19 protein-coding genes and 2 pseudogenes are annotated in these 19496 nt (G+C 65.2%); 9 read left to right on the forward strand and 12 right to left on the reverse strand.

Annotation, left to right across the window (positions count from 1 at the left end; translation table 11 throughout):
• Both GOARA_RS20350 and GOARA_RS03155 read left to right on the forward strand, forming a co-directional pair.
• Positions 1-387, forward strand: a pseudogene (locus GOARA_RS20350) (serine/threonine-protein kinase); the annotation flags it as partial.
• A 5-nt stretch (positions 388-392) separates the two neighbouring features.
• A complete protein-coding gene (locus GOARA_RS03155; RefSeq protein WP_007320841.1) occupies positions 393-1331 on the forward strand; it encodes a serine hydrolase in 939 nt (312 codons plus the stop codon).
• 3 nt (positions 1332-1334) lie between these two features.
• On the opposite strand, the gene GOARA_RS03160 is transcribed toward GOARA_RS03155, so the two are convergent.
• Positions 1335-2276: a cation diffusion facilitator family transporter gene (locus GOARA_RS03160; RefSeq protein ID WP_007320842.1), complete on the reverse strand. Its 942-nt coding sequence runs from the start codon at positions 2274-2276 to the stop codon at positions 1335-1337.
• 197 nt (positions 2277-2473) lie between these two features.
• On the opposite strand from GOARA_RS03160, the pseudogene GOARA_RS03165 reads away from it, so the two are divergent.
• Positions 2474-2794, forward strand: a pseudogene (locus GOARA_RS03165) (DUF3703 domain-containing protein); the annotation flags it as partial.
• Between the two features lie 48 nt (positions 2795-2842).
• On the opposite strand, the gene GOARA_RS03170 reads toward GOARA_RS03165, so the two are convergent.
• From GOARA_RS03170 to GOARA_RS03180, 3 genes are all read right to left on the reverse strand, one after another.
• A complete protein-coding gene (locus GOARA_RS03170) occupies positions 2843-5095 on the reverse strand; it encodes a SulP family inorganic anion transporter (protein WP_007320844.1) in 2253 nt (750 codons plus the stop codon).
• A 240-nt stretch (positions 5096-5335) separates the two neighbouring features.
• The gene (locus tag GOARA_RS03175) at positions 5336-6430 is read right to left on the reverse strand and encodes a sensor histidine kinase (protein WP_007320845.1); all 1095 of its coding nucleotides are present in this window, start codon (positions 6428-6430) and stop codon (positions 5336-5338) included.
• Between the two features lie 38 nt (positions 6431-6468).
• Positions 6469-7200: a response regulator transcription factor gene (locus tag GOARA_RS03180; RefSeq protein ID WP_007320846.1), complete on the reverse strand. Its 732-nt coding sequence runs from the start codon at positions 7198-7200 to the stop codon at positions 6469-6471.
• A gap of 134 nt (positions 7201-7334) precedes the next feature.
• Between GOARA_RS03180 and GOARA_RS03185 the strand changes: the two genes are divergently transcribed.
• The gene (locus GOARA_RS03185) at positions 7335-8426 is read left to right on the forward strand and encodes a PLP-dependent cysteine synthase family protein (protein ID WP_007320847.1); all 1092 of its coding nucleotides are present in this window, start codon (positions 7335-7337) and stop codon (positions 8424-8426) included.
• 80 nt (positions 8427-8506) lie between these two features.
• Entirely contained in the window at positions 8507-9715 is a 1209-nt protein-coding gene (locus GOARA_RS03190; RefSeq protein WP_007320848.1) for an MFS transporter, read from the forward strand.
• Positions 9716-9813: 98 nt separating this feature from the next.
• Here the strand turns inward: GOARA_RS03190 and GOARA_RS03195 are convergent, their stop codons facing one another.
• Both GOARA_RS03195 and GOARA_RS03200 read right to left on the reverse strand, forming a co-directional pair.
• Positions 9814-10473, reverse strand: a complete 660-nt coding sequence (locus GOARA_RS03195) for an MspA family porin (protein ID WP_007320849.1) — start codon at positions 10471-10473, stop codon at positions 9814-9816.
• Between the two features lie 48 nt (positions 10474-10521).
• Positions 10522-11220 (reverse strand): MspA family porin, encoded by a 699-nt coding sequence (locus GOARA_RS03200; protein ID WP_007320850.1) that lies wholly within the window; start codon positions 11218-11220, stop codon positions 10522-10524.
• Between the two features lie 393 nt (positions 11221-11613).
• Between GOARA_RS03200 and GOARA_RS03205 the strand changes: the two genes are divergently transcribed.
• The 4 genes from GOARA_RS03205 to GOARA_RS03220 all read left to right on the forward strand — a co-directional run bounded on the left by GOARA_RS03205 (position 11614) and on the right by GOARA_RS03220 (position 14419).
• Positions 11614-12189, forward strand: coding sequence for an MspA family porin (locus GOARA_RS03205; RefSeq protein WP_245548341.1), 576 nt, complete (start codon positions 11614-11616; stop codon positions 12187-12189).
• A gap of 28 nt (positions 12190-12217) precedes the next feature.
• The gene (locus GOARA_RS03210; protein WP_245548342.1) at positions 12218-12877 is read left to right on the forward strand and encodes an MspA family porin; all 660 of its coding nucleotides are present in this window, start codon (positions 12218-12220) and stop codon (positions 12875-12877) included.
• A 191-nt stretch (positions 12878-13068) separates the two neighbouring features.
• Complete coding sequence (locus GOARA_RS03215; RefSeq protein WP_007320853.1) at positions 13069-13677, forward strand: MspA family porin; 609 nt, start codon at positions 13069-13071, stop codon at positions 13675-13677.
• Positions 13678-13768: 91 nt separating this feature from the next.
• Complete coding sequence (locus GOARA_RS03220; RefSeq protein ID WP_007320854.1) at positions 13769-14419, forward strand: MspA family porin; 651 nt, start codon at positions 13769-13771, stop codon at positions 14417-14419.
• On the opposite strand, the gene GOARA_RS03225 is transcribed toward GOARA_RS03220, so the two are convergent.
• The 6 genes from GOARA_RS03225 to GOARA_RS03250 all read right to left on the reverse strand — a co-directional run bounded on the left by GOARA_RS03225 (position 14416) and on the right by GOARA_RS03250 (position 19443).
• A complete protein-coding gene (locus GOARA_RS03225) occupies positions 14416-15168 on the reverse strand; it encodes a pirin family protein (protein ID WP_007320855.1) in 753 nt (250 codons plus the stop codon). The genes GOARA_RS03220 and GOARA_RS03225 overlap by 4 nt on opposite strands.
• On the reverse strand, positions 15165-15614 hold the full coding sequence (locus tag GOARA_RS03230; protein WP_007320856.1) for a MarR family winged helix-turn-helix transcriptional regulator: 450 nt from the start codon (positions 15612-15614) through the stop codon (positions 15165-15167). Before GOARA_RS03230 ends, GOARA_RS03225 begins: the two co-directional genes overlap by 4 nt.
• Before the next feature lie 11 nt (positions 15615-15625).
• Complete coding sequence (locus tag GOARA_RS03235) at positions 15626-16615, reverse strand: pirin family protein (protein WP_007320857.1); 990 nt, start codon at positions 16613-16615, stop codon at positions 15626-15628.
• A 92-nt stretch (positions 16616-16707) separates the two neighbouring features.
• Positions 16708-18246, reverse strand: coding sequence for a phospholipase C (locus GOARA_RS03240; RefSeq protein ID WP_007320858.1), 1539 nt, complete (start codon positions 18244-18246; stop codon positions 16708-16710).
• Positions 18247-18300: 54 nt separating this feature from the next.
• The gene (locus GOARA_RS03245; protein WP_007320859.1) at positions 18301-18486 is read right to left on the reverse strand and encodes a hypothetical protein; all 186 of its coding nucleotides are present in this window, start codon (positions 18484-18486) and stop codon (positions 18301-18303) included.
• A 195-nt stretch (positions 18487-18681) separates the two neighbouring features.
• Positions 18682-19443 carry an SDR family NAD(P)-dependent oxidoreductase gene (locus GOARA_RS03250; protein ID WP_007320860.1) on the reverse strand — a complete coding sequence of 254 codons (762 nt, stop codon included), beginning with the start codon at positions 19441-19443 and terminating at the stop codon, positions 18682-18684.
• Positions 19444-19496 lie beyond the last annotated feature (53 nt).

Raw genomic sequence — 19496 nt, forward strand, 5'->3', positions numbered from 1 at the left:
GCGATCGTCGCCGTCATCGCGACCCTGGTGGTGGCCGGCGGGGCCTTCGCCGTCTGGACCCTGTGGAGTTCGGGTCGGGACGGACCCGCGCCGACGAGCGCACCGGTGACGGTCACCGAGACCGCATCGGCGACGACGACAACGGGGACTCCGCCACCGGATTCGGTGCCGTGCGACAGCACGGTCGGCGTCGGCTCGACGATGACCACCTGCCCCTTTGCCGCCGCCGTCCGCGACGCCTATCTGGCGGCCGGCGCGAAAGGTGAGGCGCGCACGGTGAGGGCCTTCAGCCCGGCGACCGGGCGCTCCTATTCGATGAGCTGTGTTCCCGAGCAGGGGATTGTGGTGTGTCGCGGCGGGGATAACGCCGTCGTCCATATCTACTAGTCGGTATGAGTCGTCGCCGCGTCATCTCGTATCTCGCCGTCGCGACCGCGGCCGGCTTGGTCTTCGGCGGCTGTGCCACCGGCGAGGATTCGCCCGGCCCCGCGGGCACCGCACCGGACTCGGCGGCCCCTTCGACGTCGAGCGCGTACGACCCGGGATCCTCGTCGTCGGCGCGACGTCCCGCTCCTGGTCCCGCGATGGACCGCGCGACGGCCGCCCTGGCCAAGGCCTACGGCTCGCTGAATCAGCGATTGGCCGACGTCGGCGCCAACCAGAAGGTGGCCATCGCGATCCTGCCGGTCGGCAGCAGCGCCGCCCCGATCGAGTTCGGCGACACCCGACCGCCGCAGGTGGCGTGGTCGACGATCAAGGTTCCACTGGTCATCGCCGCGGAACGGCATCACCGCGGGCCGATGCCGGCATCCGTCGCCGCGATCACGCGGTCGGACAACAACGCGGCGCAATCACTGTGGGCCTCGCTGGGCACCGACGAGCAGGCGGCAGCAGCGGTGACCGCGGTACTGCGCGACGGCGGTGATCGGCGATCGAGGGTCCCGTCGACGCGAAAGCGGCCACCGTACACGATCTTCGGCCAGACGGTATGGCGCATCGACGATGCCGCTCGCTTCACCGCGGGGCTGGTGTGCTTTCCCGACGGCGAGCGGGTAAAGCAATTGATGGGGAAGGTCGACGGGGACCAACGGTGGGGCGCCGAGCGGATGCGCGCGCAGACGTTTGTTAAAGGGGGCTGGGGCCCCGGCACAGGCGGCGGATACACCGTCCGCCAGCTGGCGCTGATCAGGCACCGAGACGGGGCTCAGACGGCCGTCGCGATGGTGACCTTCGGGCCCGGGACGACCATGTCCAGCGGCACGGCCGCGCTGAACCACGTCGGCTCCTGGCTCGATCAGCAGGCGCGCCACCTGCCGCGCGGCTTCTGCTGACTGTTAGTCGTGTCGCGCGATGGCGGGCTCGTGGGCTGCGACGGCACTGGTCTCAATCTGAAAAGTCGAATGAGGAACAGAAATCGCGAAGTGCTCGGCAACGCATGCCTTGACTGTCTCGAGGATCTCTACCGCGTGGCCGTCACGGAAGCAATCGTCGCGGACGACGATGTGAGCTGTGAGAACAGGCAGTCCTGTGGCGACGGTTGACGCGTGGAGGTCGTGCACCTCGACGACGTGGTCGAGCTCGGCGATGTGACGTCGTACTTGGTCAAGGTCCAGATCGGCCGGTGTGAACTCCATCAACACGCTGGCCGTCTCGCGCATGAGTTTGATCGCGCGCGGGACGATGAGTCCGGCGATAAAGAGTCCGGCGATCGCGTCCGCTCTCATGAAGCCGGTGGTTGCGATGACTATCGCGGCGACGATCACGCCGACCGAGCCGAGAGCGTCGTTCAGGACCTCCAGAAAAGCCGCGCGCATGTTGAAGTTCGCGCTACGGCTCGACGAGAGAACCAAGATCGCGACGATGTTCGCGGCGAGGCCGACGATCCCGAATACGAGCAACTCGGTACCCGGTACCTCCGGCGGCTCGAACAGCCGCCTGACACCTTCGACGGCCGCGTATGCTCCAACGCCCAGTAGGAGGGTGGACTGGCCGAGGGCGGCGATGACCTCGATCCTCCGAAAGCCCCACGTGCGCTTGGGATTCGCCGGCCGGAGCATGAGAGTCGCCGCGATTAGTGCTACTAGCAGGCCTGACGCATCGGCAATCGCGTGAGCGGTATCGGTCAGCAGCGCGAGACTGCCGGTGATAACTGCTCCGACAGCCTGTGCCAGAACTATGACTCCAGTGACGGAGAAGGCGAACCATAGTTTCCGCCGGTGGTCGCCAGGATGCCCGTCGGCCGCCATGGGTGTTCCGTGGTCGTGTCCTGCACCCATCGTTCCGCCTTTCGTTCCTCGTTTGCCAAACCACTCTAGCAGTAAAGAAATACGTGAATTCACAAAGTCGTGTACTATTAAGGTGGTCTCAAGAGTTGCCCAAGCTCAGGGGGATCGAGCGAGATCCGTAGGGCGGTGTCCATGTCGATTCGAGCCTCGGGTGAACGAACAGGGGTCGATCACATGGAGGTAACCCGATGAACCGTCTGTCCGAACCTGCCCGCCGCCGGTACCGCGAGGAGATGGCATCGGCGCGCAGCGTGACTGACCCGACCCGGCGCTGGAGCCACCTTGAACGCGCCCATATACTCTCGCAACCGGATCCGTGGCTGCATACATGCAATCCGCGGCGATGTTGACCTTGGCGATCCGTCAACGCGACCGACGCGAGGCTATCGGTCAAGTTGGTGCGGATCTTGCTCGCCGCGCCCGGATCGCTGACAGGCCGGTTCCCCGAGGGGAACACGGGCCGAGCGAGCGTCGGGCTCCTTCAGCCGATGCCGGTCCCCGGCGATCTGCAGCGACTGCTCGATTCGGGCGCGTAGATAGATCCACAGTGTCGGTGGCTACCCGGGGGACTCCCCGTTGCGTGTGCTGGATGCGGCGACCGACAAGTTCAGGTCGTGATCGTGTAGGTGTTGCAGCGTCGTGTCGTCGCCGGTGATGACGGCGATCGAGCTGCTTCCGATCTCGATGACCTGCGCAGTCGCGATGTCGAAGAAGATGCCGGCAACTGCCACCTCTCTCTGCTCGCCGGCGCGCAGGACGGCCGCGTGCGACCGTAGCCGTTCGACCTGGACTGCGATATTCGTCATGCTCAGCTGGTCGACTTCCGAGTAGCCGGCCTCGGCAGCCGCGCGGCGCACGGGGTGGTCGTTCTCGTACCGTGCGAGGCTGTCTCGTGCGTTATCGAGCCATCGATCGATGCTCGGCATTCCCGACCGTCCGCTGAGCAAGCCAGCCATGGCGCCGCATGCCGAGTGGCCGCAGACGACTACCGTCTCGACGCTCAGCACCTCAAGCGCGAATTCGAGAGCCGAGTCGACAGACGCGTCGCCGTGAGCGGGAACGATATTGCCGACATTCCGTACGGTGAACAAGTCCCCGGGCCCACTACCGGTTATCACGTTTGGGACGATTCGCGAATCCACACATGTAAGGAAGAACGCCTCGGGATCTTGGCCGGTGCGCAACTCATCGAGATGGGGGCGTAGCAGATGCGCGTGCCCGCTGTTGTAGTCGGCGATTCCCTTTGCGAGCGATGAATCGGTCTCACGTCGTGAGCCGCGCCACGAGGCGAAGATGTCGTCGAAGGTTGCCCGTCCCAGACTGCGGGAAGGTGGTGCCTCACCCGCCCGATCCATTCGCGCTTCCCCGATCTCGACGAAACGCACCGTGCCACCGTTGGCGCGGTGCTGTCTTGCCCACTCGTCGATTGTCTCGAACGCCGCGTGGTCGAGGAAGTCAACGGTCATCTCGACTACGACGGCGGCTCCGCGCGGCACTTGCTGCAGACTGCCCGTGAGCTTCGGCAGCGACAGGAAGGTCGCGGATCCGTCGATGCGGACCCTCCACTCGCCGGTTCCGGGGATCTCGCTCGCGTCAACGGCTACCCGGACGACCCGCCAGATCAGGAGCGCGGCAGCCACCGCGAGGCCGATCAGGACACCTTCGAGGAGGTTCAGGAACACCACGCATAGGAGAGTGATCGAGTAGACGACGAGATCGCCGGTGAGGTGCGCTAGGCGCACGTGTGACAGCTTCACGAGCTGGGTGCCGATGACCACCAGGAGTCCGGCCAGCGCGGCAAGAGGTATCTGCTCGACCAGGCCGACCAGGGACGCAGAAAACACGAGTATCCAGAATCCGTGAAGAATCGCCGACGCACGTGTGCGTGCTCCCGCCATGACGTTCGTCGAGCTGCGGACGATGACTCCGGTGATCGGCAGGCCGCCGATCATGCCGGACAACACGTTAGCGCTGCCCTGGCCGACCATTTCCCGGTCGAAGTTGGTCCGTTCACCGCTGTGCATCTTGTCGACCGCGACCGCAGAGAGCAGGCTTTCGACACTCGCGATCAAACAGATGGTCACAATCATGAGAACGACAGCGCTCCACTCGCCATTGGGTAGCTCGGGCAGCCCGATCGAGTCGAAGAGCGACCCGTCGATGCTCACCCGTTTGACCTCTCCCGGGATCGCGAGTGACACGATGGTTGCGACGACGATGGCCGCAAGCGCCGCTGGGACAATTCGAATCTTGGCCGGGACGTACTTCCAGCCGAACATGATCGCAACCACCATCAGTCCCAGCCCGGCAGACCATCCGTGAAGTGACGCCACCTGCTCAGGAAGCGCGATGACGTTCGCCCATGCGCTACTGCGCGACTCCCCGCCGAGAAGGACGTGGACTTGCTGAAGGGCAATGGTGATTCCGATGCCGGCAAGCATCGCGTGGACAACGACCGGTGCTACCGCGAGCGCTGCCCGGGCAACCTTGCTCAAGCCGAGCAGGATCTGAAGAATGCCGGCCACGACCACGATGAAGCAGGTGGTCCTAAAACCGAACTGATTGATGGACTCGGCGACGACGACCGTGAGTCCGGCAGCGGGGCCGCTGACCTGTAATGCGGAGCCTCCTATCGCGCCGGCGACTACACCGCCGACGATGGCGGCGATGAGGCCGGCAGCGACGGGCGCGTGAGACGCGATCGCGATCCCCAGTGACAACGGAAGGGCGACGAGAAAGACGACGATCGATGCTGGAAGGTCGTAGCGGGCGACCGCACGTGCCCGGTCGGCAATAGCTGGCTGGTTCATCTATCTCCCGTGGTCTACCGATGACGGATGTGAGGGACGACCGAAAGAATCCGGATGCGTTCACCGATGGGGCAGAACTGTTACGCACACAGGCGGCTAGAAGCCGGTGCTCCATTGCACCGAACGCTGTCGACGCTAATGGCAAAGACTTAGTAAAGCCTTAAGTAGGCGGATGCGGGTCGCATGATTCCCGTCACGCCGGTCGTTGCATGTGTCGACCGTCCCAAGTGACGCTTCCGGTCAATCGATAGTCGGGAGTAGGACACGAAATTCGGCGCCTCGGCCAAGGCCTTCGCTAGTCGCGACGAGCGTGCCGCCATGCGCTTCGACTATCGCCCGCGCAATCGTTAGTCCGATCCCCGTGCCGCCGGCTTCGCGACTGCGCGACGAGTCGGTGCGATAGAACCGGTCGAAGACGTGGGGCAGGTGGTCGGTGGCGATCCCATCGCCGTTGTCGGCGACGGTCACCGCCACGCGATCATTGTCGACGAGTCCAGCAGACACAGAAACCCGTCCGCCTCGCGGTGTATGTCGCTGGGCGTTGTTGAGAAGGTTGTGGAGAACCTGAGCGATCCGGACGGGGTCGACCATTACTCGGGCCGATGTCATGGTTCCGGTAACGAGCGTTACGCCGCTGTCAGCGAAGCGGGCCCGGGCTTCACGAACGGCCGCCGTGACCAAGGTGTCTGATCCCACCGGCGCGAAACGCATGGACGGTACGCCCTCGGTGACTTCGGAAACCTCTGCGATGTCATCGGCCAGTCGCCGTAAACGTAGAGTCGCTCCCTTGACTACACCGAGCGTCCGTTCGTCCGCGTCCCAGATGTGGTCTTCGATCGCTTCGAGGGTGGCGGAGATCGTCGCGAGTGGTGTGCGCATCTCGTGTGCCAGGTCCGATAGCATGCGCCGGCGCGTGTCCTCGACGTGTTCCAGCCTTTCCGCCAGTTCGTTCACCGTTGCGGTGAGTTCGTCGAACTCGCTGGCCAGTCCTGACGGCACGACGCGGGTGCGATAGTCGCCGGCGCCGATCCGGGCGGCGGAGTGTGCAACGTGGGACACCGATCGCTGGACCCGTCGTGAGATGACCCAGCTAATGGCGCCGGCGAGTACTACTGATATCCCGACGCCGACGGCGATCGCCAGGATCATCGAGATGGCGAATGCGTGATCGACATGCTGAGCTTGATCCGATTCGGTGTAGAAGTGCGCGTGTTCCAGGTGACTGTGGAACACGGTCGGCGCGATGATGTATGCGACTACGCCGGCAGTTGCGGCACAGACGGCGATCACGATCCCATGCAAACCGAGGAGGCGTCCCGCGACGCCCTGCGGCATTCTTCCCGCGAACCGTTCCCGAACGTTCCACGTCCGGGTCACTCGCCCGAGCCCATCCGGTATCCGACGCCGCGCACAGTGCGGATGTAGCGCCCCGACGTCGCCGAATCCCCCAGCTTCCGCCGCAGACTCGCGATGTGGACATCGACGAGATGATCGTTGGCGACCCAATTGGAACCCCACACCCGTTCGATTAGATCGGTCCGGCGGAACACTAATCGTGGACTACTCGCGAGCGCGTCGAGGAGGTCGAACTCCTTCGCAGTGAGGGTGATCAGCTTCGAATCGACTGTCACTTCCCGTGCCTGCGGGTCGATAGTGAGGCCGCCGATGAATCGCCGCTCGTCTGTCGGCGCCTCGTCTGTCGACATTCTTGAGCGCGGCCGCCGGAACAGCGCGTCGATCCGTGCCATCAACTCGCGAGGGCTGAACGGCTTCGTCACGTAGTCGTCGGCACCGACAGAAAGGCCGATCAGCTTGTCGACTTCGTCGGCGCGGGCCGTCACCATGACCACGTACGCGTCGGTGAATGTTCGGAGCCGACGACAGACCTCGATCCCATCGATCGACGGCAGACCGAGGTCGAGGACGACTAGATCCGGTGGATCGGTTTGTGCTGCGTCGACGGCCGCCTCGCCGTCGACTTGGACCTCAACGTCGAAGCCTCCACGCGTGAGGTACTCCGACAGCAGCGCCGCAAGATCCGTCTCGTCCTCCACGACGAGAGCCTTCAGTCCGAGCGAGCCACGTTGGGGTCCGGTGGGGTTCATTGCTCCATCGTTGCTGGTCTGTGACGTGTCCGACACCTCAGGCGCTCAACTTGACGAGAACTTGAGGTCGCGTGGACCGAAGCTTAAAGCACGTCGTGCACTGTGGTTCACGGACCAGCACAAAGGAGTGGACCTTGACTCGCGAACTGCAGCACGGCACGCACATCGGCTTGGCGAACCTAGTCGGGAACACGCCGGTCACGAGGATCGACGAACCATTCACAACGGCCGGAGAGGGTTTCTGGGCGAAGCTGGAGTGCTACAACCCGGGCGGCGGCATGAAGGATCGCCCTGCGCTGCACATGGTGGCCGCGGCCCGCGAGCGTGGCGACCTGTTGCCCGGGGCGCGCATCGTCGAGTCGACAAGCGGGACGCTCGGGCTGGGGCTCGCCATGGCAAGCATGGTCTACGGGCACCCGCTCACCGTCGTGACCGATCCGGGACTTGAGCCCATCGTTGTGCAGATGTTGACGGCTTACGGAGCTGAGGTCGATGTCGTTACCGAGCCTTGCCCCGTCGGCGGGTGGCAGCAGGCGCGCAAGGATCGAGTGGCCGAACGGCTGGCCCAAGACCCGACGGCGTGGTGCCCGGACCAATACAGCAATCCGGACAATGTCGCCGGCTACGAGCAACTCGGCCTCGAGTTGGCTCACCAACTCGGCGAGATCGACGTCCTCGTGTGCTCGGTCGGCACGGGTGGCCACTCCAAAGGGGTAGGGCGGACCTTGCGTCGGTTCAACCCAGGTTTGGAGATCGTCGGTGTCGACACGATCGGTTCGACGATTTTCGGCCAGCCGGCGCAGCAGCCCCGCCTGATGCGTGGCCTGGGGTCGAGCATCTTCCCCGAGAACGTCGACTACGACCTGTTCTCCGAGATCCATTGGGTGGCGCCGAACGAAGCGGTGTGGGCATGTAGAGAACTCGCCGCCAACCACTACGTTTCGGGTGGCTGGAGCGTCGGCGCTGTCTCTCTGGTGGCCGGGTGGGTTGCGCGCACGCGCGGTGCCGACACCCGGGTGGCAGCGATCTTCCCCGACGGCATGCAGCGCTATTTCGCGACTATCTACGACGATGAGTACTGTGAGCGTCATGGTCTGCTCGGGCGGCCTCCTGCAGAGTCACCGGTGACACTCGATGACCCGTTTTCCGAGCAGGTCGCGCGGTGGACCCGGTGCCCGAATCCGCAAGACCCGAAGGCGACTATCGACGATCTCGGAGCCGAATAGAAGTGTTAACGACCAGACCGGCGGCCCGACCGTCGTGGTGGGGAGCGTTCCGTTCCTTCGATCGCGCCAGCAAGGTGTTGATGGTCAACCAGTTCACCATCAATCTGGGCTTCTACATGCTCGTCCCCTACCTCGCCGCGTACCTGGGCGGCACCCTCGGATTCGCGGCATGGTTGGTGGGCTTCGTCCTCGGTGTCCGCAACTTCTCGCAGCAGGGCATGTTCTTGGTCGGTGGGACCCTGGCCGATCGTTTGGGCTACAAGAAGCTCATAGTGGCCGGCTGCCTACTCCGAACCGGGGGATTCGCGCTCTTGGCCACCGTGGAGTCGTTGCCAGCGATCATCGTTGCGGCGGCGGCGACCGGGTTCGCCGGCGCTTTGTTCAACCCGGCGGTTAGGGCCTATTTGGCAGCTGACTCCGGCGAACGCCGAGTGGAGGCTTTTGCCGTATTCAACACCTTCTACCAGGCCGGTATCCTCCTCGGTCCGTTGGTTGGCGCCGCGCTGGTGAGTGTGGATTTCCGAGTCGCCGCGTGGGTCGCTACTGCCGTGTTCGGTCTGCTGACTATCGCGCAAATCGCTGCGCTACCCGCCGATCGCGTCACAACGGGCGCTGACGAGGAAAAGCAGTCCGTCTTGGCAAACTGGTCTGGCATCGTGCGCAATCGCCGGTTTGTCCTGTTCTCCGCTGCCATGATCGGCAGCTACGTTCTCAGCTTTCAGGTCTACCTCGTCCTCCCGATGATGGCGCAGGAGTGGAGTTCTTCCCGTCAATGGGCCTCGTTGATCACGTCGGGGATGTTCGTGGTGACCGGGGTCGTGGCGATCGTGGGCCAGATGGGAGTGACGGCATGGGCGTCGAGGCGGTTCGGTGCCACACGTGCGCTCGTGGTCGGTATGGCGATCATGGGTCTGGCGTTCATCCCGCTCGTCGCCCCGGCCCTAGTCGGCGGTACACCGGTTGTCGCGATCGCACTGACCGTGACCGCTGTCGGCTTGGCGCTGGCAACGATCATGATCTTCCCGTTCGAGATGGATACCATCGTCCGGCTGTCCGGCGACCGGCTGGTCGCGACTCACTACGGCATGTACAACACGATCGTAGGGGTCGGGATTCTCGTGGGGAACGTGGCCACCGGAGCTCTTTTCGGCTGGGCGGTCGGCCGGTCGATGCCGGTTGTCGTGCCGCTTGTGCTGGCGTCGATCGGGCTGCTGACGGCTTGGTTGCTGCACCGCTGGAAGCGTGGAGAAACGGAGACGGTGACGGTAGTGCCCTCTACCGCTGGTTGATCTCGTGCGCGTGGCCGGTCGCGATGATCCGGAAACAGAAATCGGGTCGCCACCATTTCGGTGACGACCCGACTTCAGACGCTTCGAGAACTCTTCGGCTATCCCAGCGAGAACGGCCGTCCGTAAAAGCTCATTGTCTGCATCGCATGCTTGGTCTCGACCTGGACACTAGCGAAGGAACGAGCTTGCGCGTAGCCGGCGCAGCCGCGCAGCCCGAGTTGTGAGTTGGTGTAACTCAGCGTCGCCCGCTTCTTCTTCTTGTACGTGATTCGCGAGTCGTGCTTCTCCTGACCGAAATCGTCGGCCCGCTCGGCGTCGACCAGATAGAAGGCTCGTGCCTGGCCGGGGCCGAGCGTCACCGAAGTCCCGATCTCGGCGCCGTCGAGTGCGCCGGTTTCATCAATGCCACCACCGCCCTCGCCGGTCACTCCGCCCAGGTTCACCTGGCAGCCGACGATGTAACCGGGGTAGATCTCGATCCGGCTGGCTTCCTTGGACAGATTGACGACGAGCTTTCCCGACACCCAGGCGTTGCGGTGCAAAGGGGTGCCGCCCATCGACGGGTTGACCGTGGCCCGTTCACGGACGCGCTGGAAGCTCACCACTGTGCCATCACCCATGGTGTGGCGCTGCGTTTCGGATGGGAGGTTGTAGCGGGTGTCGGCGGCGGCGGGGGCGGCGGTCTGGGTCAGACCGGCGCCAGCTAGGGCGCCGGCAGTGGCCAAGGCCACCATCGCGGTTTTCAGCGATGCGTTCATTACTATCTATGTCCTCTTCTGCTCAATTGACGTGGTTGAAAGTATTGGTCAGCCGATGGTGAAGGGCTTGCCCCACAGGGTGATCTTCTGGTGATCCTCGCCGGTGACTTCGATGACAGCGTAGGAGCGCGCCTGCGCGTAGCCGCCGCACCCCTGGATCTCCATCTGCACGTTGCGCCAATTGAGGAAGTAGGTTCCCGGCTCCTCGATCTGCTTCCCCTTCTTGTTTGCGCTGACCGGAGCGTAGATCACCCGTCCGGGCGCCAGGGGAAGGGAAATCGAGCCCGCTGCGCCGCTGAAAGCGGCGGCGGCGTCGAGCGACCCTTCGGCGCCCAGCTTCAGCTGCCCGACGTCGACCTGGCACCCCACCACATAGCCGACTGACAGCGTCGCGGCCGCTCCCGTTGTCGCCACGCCGTTGGATCCCGGACGTGCCTCTTCGCCCTGAGGCCCGTTGTTCGGACCTGCTTCGCGGGTATCGACGCCGGGCGCGTGGACCTTGACGTTCCCTGACACCCATACGGAGCGGCCGGCGCCGTTGGCAGCCATCGACGGTCCGATCCGGACTCGTTCGCCAGTCTTGACGAGGGTCACCCCGTCGCCACGCGCCCTTCCGTCGGGCAATGCGAACCGTGCATCGGCCTCTGCCGCTGGATTGGCACCACCGACCGCTGCCGCCACAAGGGCGGTCGCAATCGCAGCCGACCTGACCGCGGCGCGCCGCGCAGGACTGGTGAGAATCTTCATGTGTCGTACTTCCCCTTCTCGAAAGTGTATGGCTGGCTCCGAGGGCCTGAGCGGGCCACGTCGCATTCGGCAACTCGCCGAACGTTACGGTGAAAAAGTTGCCATATGGTTACCCGGACGGGGCCCGTGGTGAATGTTGGGCCTTCTCAAGGCAAATGGACGGTGAACACGCCGCTGGTCGTGCCCGTCAAGCTGAGGTATCGATGTGCACCCACATTAGTTAGGATCGGTCTGCGCGCAAATCGTCACTGGACGCGGTCGCGGGATGGTTTCGGTGAGAAGGAGAGTTTCTTGATTCGCCCGGCTGGGTTTGGTGGAACACGCGGACTTGTTCTGGCGTCAGTCCTGGCGGCTACGTTGTGGTGGGAAGCGCCCTCGGCCGCGGCAGCCGACGTGACGCTGGCGCTGCCCAACGGGACTCAGCGCGGTGATGGTGTGACGATCGTCAAGACACGCGAGCGGGCGCGAGTCGGGCCGTCGATGGCCGCCAACGGGGCGGGTCGGTCGGTGTGGGTGTCCGGCGACGTGCGGGTGCTCGCCCCAGGGATCGATACACGCCGGGCCGGCCCGTTCAACTTTCCTCGCGGTGAGGATGCCATGCCGGGATCGAACGGCACCTCGTCTACGGGGGCGGCCGCTTCGTTGTCCATCGGCTACGTCGTGGGATGCCAAGTAGAGATTGGTGCGATGCAAGCCGGCCTTGGTGGTTCGATTTCGGTGGTGACCATTCTGGATAGCTTCGGTGGTTCATTCTCGCTGCCGCTGGCGCCCGGTAGAATCATCTATGCGCAGATCGAGCGGAAGCAGCTGACTAAGCCGGGCACCTACTACTTCAACTGGCGCAATTCTCAGATGGACATTCAGGGATGCGGCGGGTACGCGCAGGCGCGGTCCAGGGTCACTCTGGAAGTTACGGGGTCGGATCATCAGAAGATCACCCTGTGGGGGAGGCCGTTCTCGATTGGCTGAGGAAGTGTTCGGATTCCAAGGAGTGGCAGTGCGTGCAACGGGTTGGGTGCGGCGCGCCTGCGCGGTCGCAGTGGTCGGTATGACGGCTTTGGTCGGTGCGAGCGTCGTGGTGCCGACGGCGCATGCAGACCGCAGGCTTTCGCTTCCCGCCGAACGACAGCAACACAGAATGGGTGATGGCACCGTCGTGGTGTTCCAGCGCGTACGCGAACGCGCAACCATCAATGCATCAGTGGGAGGCACACCGCTGCACCGCAACGCGTGGGTCTCCGGGAAGTTTGCCGTGCGCACATCCCGGGTGGTGGACAACATCGAAATCGTGCCGGGCTACGTCGTTGGATGCCAGATCAATATAGGCGGTGCCAGCGGCGACGGCGGTGTGGGCTATGACGCCGACGCCTTCGGTGCGGCGGCCTACGGCGGCACTCTGACGCTAGGCCCGGGGCAGGCGAGGCGATATTATCTGATCGACTCGGAGAACGCCGATCCGTTTGGTCAGGAGCGGCATGAAGTGAAGATTCGCTACAAGAATGCCAAGCGCGGAACCTTGAGTTACGCCAATTCTCAGCTGAGCCTGCGAGGTTGTGCTGGCTATGCGCAAGCGCGATCCTTCGCGAACATCACGATCGAAACCGAGTTCGCCACTCAAACGATGAGCTTTTACGGACGCCCCTTCTCGCTGGGCTAGCCGAATCTGGCGTGGTCTCGCTCAGCACCCGGTCGCCCAGGCGATCGGGTGCTGTTTTGCGCATAGGTGCATAAGCTTGTCAAACGCTTATTGAAAATGATTGTCTTTTGACGGTCTCCGCGCAGCTCAAATTGCCTGCGGAGATCTCGTGTCATCAAAGGAGAGTCATTTTGAGTACCCTAACGAGGGCAGTGTGGACGGTGACCAGCGGAAATATCGCTGCAGGGTTGGTTGTATCCGCCGCACTGGCGCTGTCGGCGGTGCCTGTCGCACAGGCCGACGCCAACTTCCGCCTGCCCAACGGCAAGGCGCGCGGAGACGGTTTCACCATCGTCAAGACCGGTGAACGCATTCGCGTTTCGCCGTCGCTGGCCGCCAACGGCGCAGGTCGCACGGCGTGGGTGTCGGGCAACGTGCGCGTGAACGCGCCGGGCATCGATACCCGCGAAGCGGGACCCAACAACGGTCCGCGCGGCGAAGAAGACATGCCGGGTTCCAACGGGACGTCGACGACGGGGGCGGCCGCTACGCTCTCGGTCGGCTACGTCGTGGGATGTCAGGTCGACATCGGAGCGTTGTCGGCCGGGATCGGCGGGTCGATCGGCGGTGCGACGATTCTCGACACCCTCGGGGGCTCCTTCACTCTTCCGTTGGCGCCGGGGCGCATCATCTACGCCCAGATCGAGAAGAAGCAGATGGAGAAGCCGGGTACCTACTTCTTCAACTGGCGGCGTTCGCAGATGGAAGTCCAGGGCTGCGGCGGCTACGCGCAGGCCCGTTCCTACATCACGGTCGAGTAGACCGGCGAGGACCACGAGAAGGTCACCCTGTGGGGCAAGCCGTTCTCCATCGGCTGACATCGACACGACACTTCAGAACTGAGGAATGAACATGATCAAGAAGATGAAGCGCGCGTCGGTGTTGGCCCTGGTGGTCGCATCGGCAGCGTCGGTGGGGATGACCCTGGTGGCTCCGGCCGCACAGGCCGACCGGCGCGTCGTTCTGCCCAAGCAGACCCAGCGCTACACCATGGGCGACGGCACCGTGGTGACGTTCAACCGGGTGCGTGAGCGCGCGACGATCAACCCGTCGATGGGTGGAACGCCGTTGCACCGCAACGCGTGGGTCTCAGGCAAGTTCGTCGTCCACACGTCGAAGAAGGTCGGGAAGATCGAGATCACCCCCGGCTACATCGTCGGTTGCCAGGTTAATCTGGGCGGGGCCACCGGTCAGGGCGGTGCGGACAGCTTCGCCGATGGCGTCGCCGACGTCGGTGGCGAGGTCGAACTCGGACCGGGCGAGGCGAAGGCGATCTCGATCGTCGACGCCGAGAAGGCCGACGACTTCGGCAACGAGAAGCACGAGGAGAAGATCGAGTACGAGGACACTCGACGGGCATCGCTCGCCTACACGAATTCGCAGATCAGCCTCCGCGGCTGCGCCGGGTACGCGCAGGCGCGCTCCTTCGCGACCGTGCTGATCGAAACCGAGTTCGCGATGCAGACGATGAGCTTCTACGGGCGGCCGTTCTCGATCGGCTAACCGCCCGCCGTATCGAACGCGGCGTGCATCTCCCAGTAGAGGAGCTCCGACGGTGCCCCGGCGATCACTTCGATCGCCGGGGCGTCGCGCGTTCGGACGGCGTCCCCGGCGTGCAGGACTGTGCCACCCGCCCGGGATCCGGCGTCCGGGAGGGATACTTCGCCGGTCGGGAGATAGAGGTGGCCGTAGGGCGCGGCCGGCAACATGCATCGCCCGCCCGCGTCGAGCCGGGCAACGTGCAGCGCCGCGAACCGGTTGGCCAGGCTCACTGCGGCGTCGTGGCCCGGTCGTCCGGAAGCCGCGAGCACCAAGCCGCCGTTGTCGAGCTGCCCAGTGAGGTCGGCCTCCGCGTAGGAGGGCGCGAGCCCGGCGGTATCGGGGGCGACCCACATCTGGACCACGCGCGCGGGTGCCCGTGACGAGCGTGTCATGGCGTTGCGCTCGCTGTGGGTGATTCCGGTGCCCGCGGTCATCCGCTGGATCTGGCCCGGACGAAGAATCCCGTTGTGGCCCTTGGAGTCCCGGTGTTCGACCGCACCGCTCAATACCCACGTGAGGATCTCGACCTCGGAGTGCCGGTGGCGGTCGAGGCCTTCGCCCGGGTCGATCGTGTCGTCGTTGTTCACCATGAGCACCCCGTGCGCGTTGCCGGCGAGATCGTAGTTGCCGGTGGCCGGGAACGACTGCCACGAGTCGAGCCATTCGTTGCTCCAGTGGTGCCGGCCGGCAGCCCGATGGACGGTGATCACCGCGTACCGCCCCTGCCGTCGCCGAGCTTGTCGAGGATCGCGACCAGCGCCTGCCCGTCCGCCATGGAGAGCCGGCCGATGAAGAGGCGCTCCACCAGTGCGAGATGGTCGTCGGCCGCGGCGGTCAACGCGGCGAGTCCGGCGTCGGTGAGGCAGGCGAAATTGCCGCGGCGATCGGTTTCGTCCTGTTCCCGGCAGACCAGGCCGCCGCGCGCGAGCTTGTCGATCTGATAGGACAGCCGTGACGAGGAGAAGACCATCGCGTCGGCGATCTCGCTCATCCGCAGCCTCCGCCGCGGCGCATGCGACAGCAGCAGAAGCACTTGGTAGTCCGACAGCGACAAGCCGTGCCGCCGGCGCAGATCCTCGTCGAGTCGAGTCTGGATCCGCGCCGACGTCTCGATGAACGGCTGCCATGCTTGCCAGCGAGGGTCGCTGCTGTTCATCGACCGGTGTCCTATCGGTTGGCGGTGTGCGGCATGAGGGCGTCGGGCGGGATCTGGCCGAGCCGTCCGGCTTGGTAGTCCTCCAGCGCTTCGATCAGTTGCTGGCGCGTGTTCATGACGAACGGGCCGTAGGCGACGACCGGTTCGCGGATCGGCCGGCCGCCCAGGAGCAGCACTTCCATCGCGGGTCGGTGAGAGTCCTGCGAGTCGTCGGCAGCGATCGTGATCGATTCCGGGTGCGACCGATCGGTGCTGTCGAGCACGGCGAGCTGCCCCTGATGGATCGGTCGTCGCTCGGGTCCGACGCTACCCCGGCCCGACAGCACGTAGACCAGCGAGTTGAAGTCGGAGCGCCACGGCACCGAAACGCTCGCGCCGGGCTCGATCGTCGCGTGCGCGAACGTGATCGGCGTGTGCGTCGACCCGGGCCCGGCGTGACCGTCGATCTCGCCGGCGATGACCCGGATGAGCGCGCCGCCGTCCGGGGAGGCCAGCAGAGCGAGCCCGGCCCCCTCCAGGTTCTGGTACTTGGGGGCGAGGAACTTGTCCGACGCCGGCAGGTTCACCCACAGCTGGATCCCGTGGAACAGGCCGCCGGATTCGACCAGTTCGGCCGGCGGTGTCTCGATGTGAAGAATGCCCGCTCCCGCGGTCATCCACTGGGTCGCCCCGTTTTCGATCAGTCCGCCGCCGCCGGTCGAGTCCTGGTGCTGGAAGCGGCCGTCGATCATGTACGTCACGGTCTCGAAGCCGCGGTGCGGGTGCCAGGAGGTGCCCTTGGGCTCGCCCGGCTCGTATTCGACCTCGCCCATCTGGTCCATGTGGATGAACGGGTCGAGGTCTGCGCTGCTCACCCCGGCGAAGGCGCGGACGACGGGGAAGCCTTCACCCTCGTAGCCGCGCGGACCGCTGGTGATGGACTTAACGGTGCGCTCGGTCGTTTCCAGTCCCGGTTCGTGCAGGCGGGGCAGGGTCAGAGTGTCGGCGGTGATGGCGGGCATGGCCGTTCTCCTTAACTTCTAGAACGATAGTAGCTCAAATTTGAGCTATCTGACCCGGTTCAACTCCGCTCGGGTGACGAATATTCCGGACGCTATGACTCGCCGCTGGGGGCGCGCCGATGCCCGGGTTTTTGGGTGGGCATCCGGTTCGGCGGCACGGGATACGGTTTGCCCATGACGGCGGTGCCGAGAGCCATGTTGGGTCCGCACTGGGCGATGGCCGCCTCCATCTTGGGCCGCGGGTCGGGCAGTTTTACCCGGCTGGCGCGCGGGCGGCGGGCGAAATCGAAGGCCGACACCATGTCACCGGTCGTCGCGCGGCGCCACGCCGTCAGGTTCGGCACCTCGACGCCGAAGCGCCGTTCGATGAGCTGCAGTTGCGAGGTGTGGTCGAACACCTCGGACGCGACGAGCCCGCCGCGGCTGTACGGCGAGATCACCAGCGCGGGCACTCGATGTCCCAATCCGATCGGCCCGCGGATGCCTTTGGCCGCCTTGACCTTCGACAGATTCGGCGCCGACACGTACTCGCCCGGCGTGCCGGGCGGCGCGGTCGGGGGGACGACATGGTCGAAGAAGCCGCCGTTCTCGTCGTAGCTGACGATCAGCGCGGTCTTCTCCCAGACCGTGCGGTTGGAGGTCAGGATGCGCAACAGGTCGATGATGCCGGCGGCGCCGAACGCGGCGGGCAGCGCGGGGTGTTCGCACTGCATGAGCGGCGGAATTACCCAGGAGACCTTCGGCAGGCGGCCTGCCCGGACGTCGGCGGCGAGATCGTTGGGATAGGTCGGAGCGATGCCCCGCCTGGCGAGTTCGGACTTGGGGTCTCGCGACTGGGTGAAACAGCCGATCATCCCGTCGAGCAGCGCGGTGGAGATGGGGCCCTGGTCGCGGTTGTTGTAGACCTTCCAGGAGATGCCGGCCTCGGAGAGGTTCTCCGGCATCGTGCGCCAGCTGTACACGTGCTTGGGCAGGATCGTCGGCGTCTCGAGCACCGGTCCGCCGCGGACTCCGGCCGGATCGAGGTGTGCGCTGATCCAGTACAGCCGGTTGGGGCTCGTCGGGCCGAGCACCGAGCAGTGGTAGTTGTCGCAGATGGTGAACGCTTCGGCGAGGGCGCGGTGAATGGGAATGTCGTCGCGCTCGTAGTAGCCCATGAGAGCCGGCGCGTTCGCCGCGCCGACGGAGGCGATCGACATGGGCATCCAACGGTCGTTGCGGCCGCGGTTCCAGGCCTTGTGCATTCCCGCCCAGGAGTGGTCGGGATCGTTGATGCACTCGCCGTCGAGGGTGGGGCCTCGCGTCGTGTCGAGGCGGAACGGCATCGTGTAGCCGCGCCGCGTCGGCCCGACCCCGGGTGCCCACCCGTATTGCTTCCAGGCCGGCGAGGGCTCGTCGAACCCGCGCACCCCCGACATCGTGCCGAAGTAATGGTCGAACGAGCGGTTCTCCTGCATGAAGAACACGAAGTGGTCGATGTCCGACAACGAGCCGGTGCCCCCGGGATCGGCGGCGTAGGCCTTGTCGATCACCGGGCCGGCCAGCGACGACAACGCTGCCACGCCTCCGGCCGCCGAGACGGCTGCGAGGAGTTCGCGGCGAGTCATTCCCGCAAACGGACCTCGCGCCATGCGGTCTGGTTTACCACACGGCGTTGCGTGCCGTGTGGTGCGCCGAGAAGCCGATCAGGGGAAGCAGAAGTTGAACGACATCGAACCGATCGGCGGGCCGTAGATACAGACTCGCCAGCCGGAGGTCGTCGTGGCGTCCGCCTCCTTCTCGGGTGCGGCTGCCGCCGGCGCGATGGCGAGTGCACTGATGCTGACCGCAGCGGCGGCCGTCGCGAGGGCGAGCGGTAGTCGGCGTTGCATGAAATCCTCCTCATCGGTGGCGGCCGCGGAGCGCGACCGTTCGAGTGAATTCAACTCTGGCACACCCGCACCGGGTTGGAGGCGTTAACCCCGAACAGGGTGACTCGGTCCGGTTTTCCCGCCGACCGTGCCCACTTTCCCGCCGACCGTGCCCACTTTCCCGCCGACCGTGCCCGGAATCGCGCCGAGCGTGCCCTACGTGATGGTCAGGCCACCGTCGACGGGGATCGTCTGCCCGGTGACATAGCCCGACGCGGCCGACGCCAGCCAGATCGCCGAGGCCGCGAGTTCGGCCGGATCGCCAGTACGCCCGGCGAGCATGCGCGGTGCCTGGCTGTTGAGGTAGTCGTCGGCGTACTGGTCGGTCATCTCCGACTTGAAGAAGCCGGGTGCGAGCGCGTTGACGCGGATGCCCTTGCGCCCCGTCCACTGCTGGGCCAGGTCGCGCGTCAGGCCGATCACGCCGGCTTTACTGGCGGCGTAGGCGGCCTGCGGCAAGCCGGCGGTGGTGATGCCGAGGATCGACGCGATGTTGATGATCGAGCTGCCGGGCTTCATCACCTTTCCGCACGCCTGCGCCATCCAGTACGAGCCGTTGAGGTTCACGTCGATCACCTGGGTGAACTGCTCGGGAGTCTCTTTCGTCGCCGGTACCGCGGTGCCGATTCCGGCGTTGTTGACCAGCACGTCGACACGGCCGAACTTGGCCATCGCCTCGTCGACGACGTTTTGGCATGCTGCCTGATCGGCGACGTCGCAGGCGACCGCGAGACTCGTGCGGCCCGTCGGTTCGATCGCCTTGGCGGTCTCGGCCAGCCGGTCGGTGCGGCGTGCGGCAAGTACGATATCGGCACCCGCTTCGGCGAAACCGGTCGCGAAGGCGACGCCGAGCCCCGAGGACGCGCCAGTGACGATGACAACCTTGTCTTCGACGGAGAACAGGTCGGTGATACTCATGGCGTGGCCTTTCGACGAGGAGGACAGTGTGTGTCGCCGCTCACTCTACGCTG

Source organism: Gordonia araii NBRC 100433 (genome assembly GCF_000241265.1).
GTDB lineage: Bacteria > Actinomycetota > Actinomycetes > Mycobacteriales > Mycobacteriaceae > Gordonia > Gordonia araii.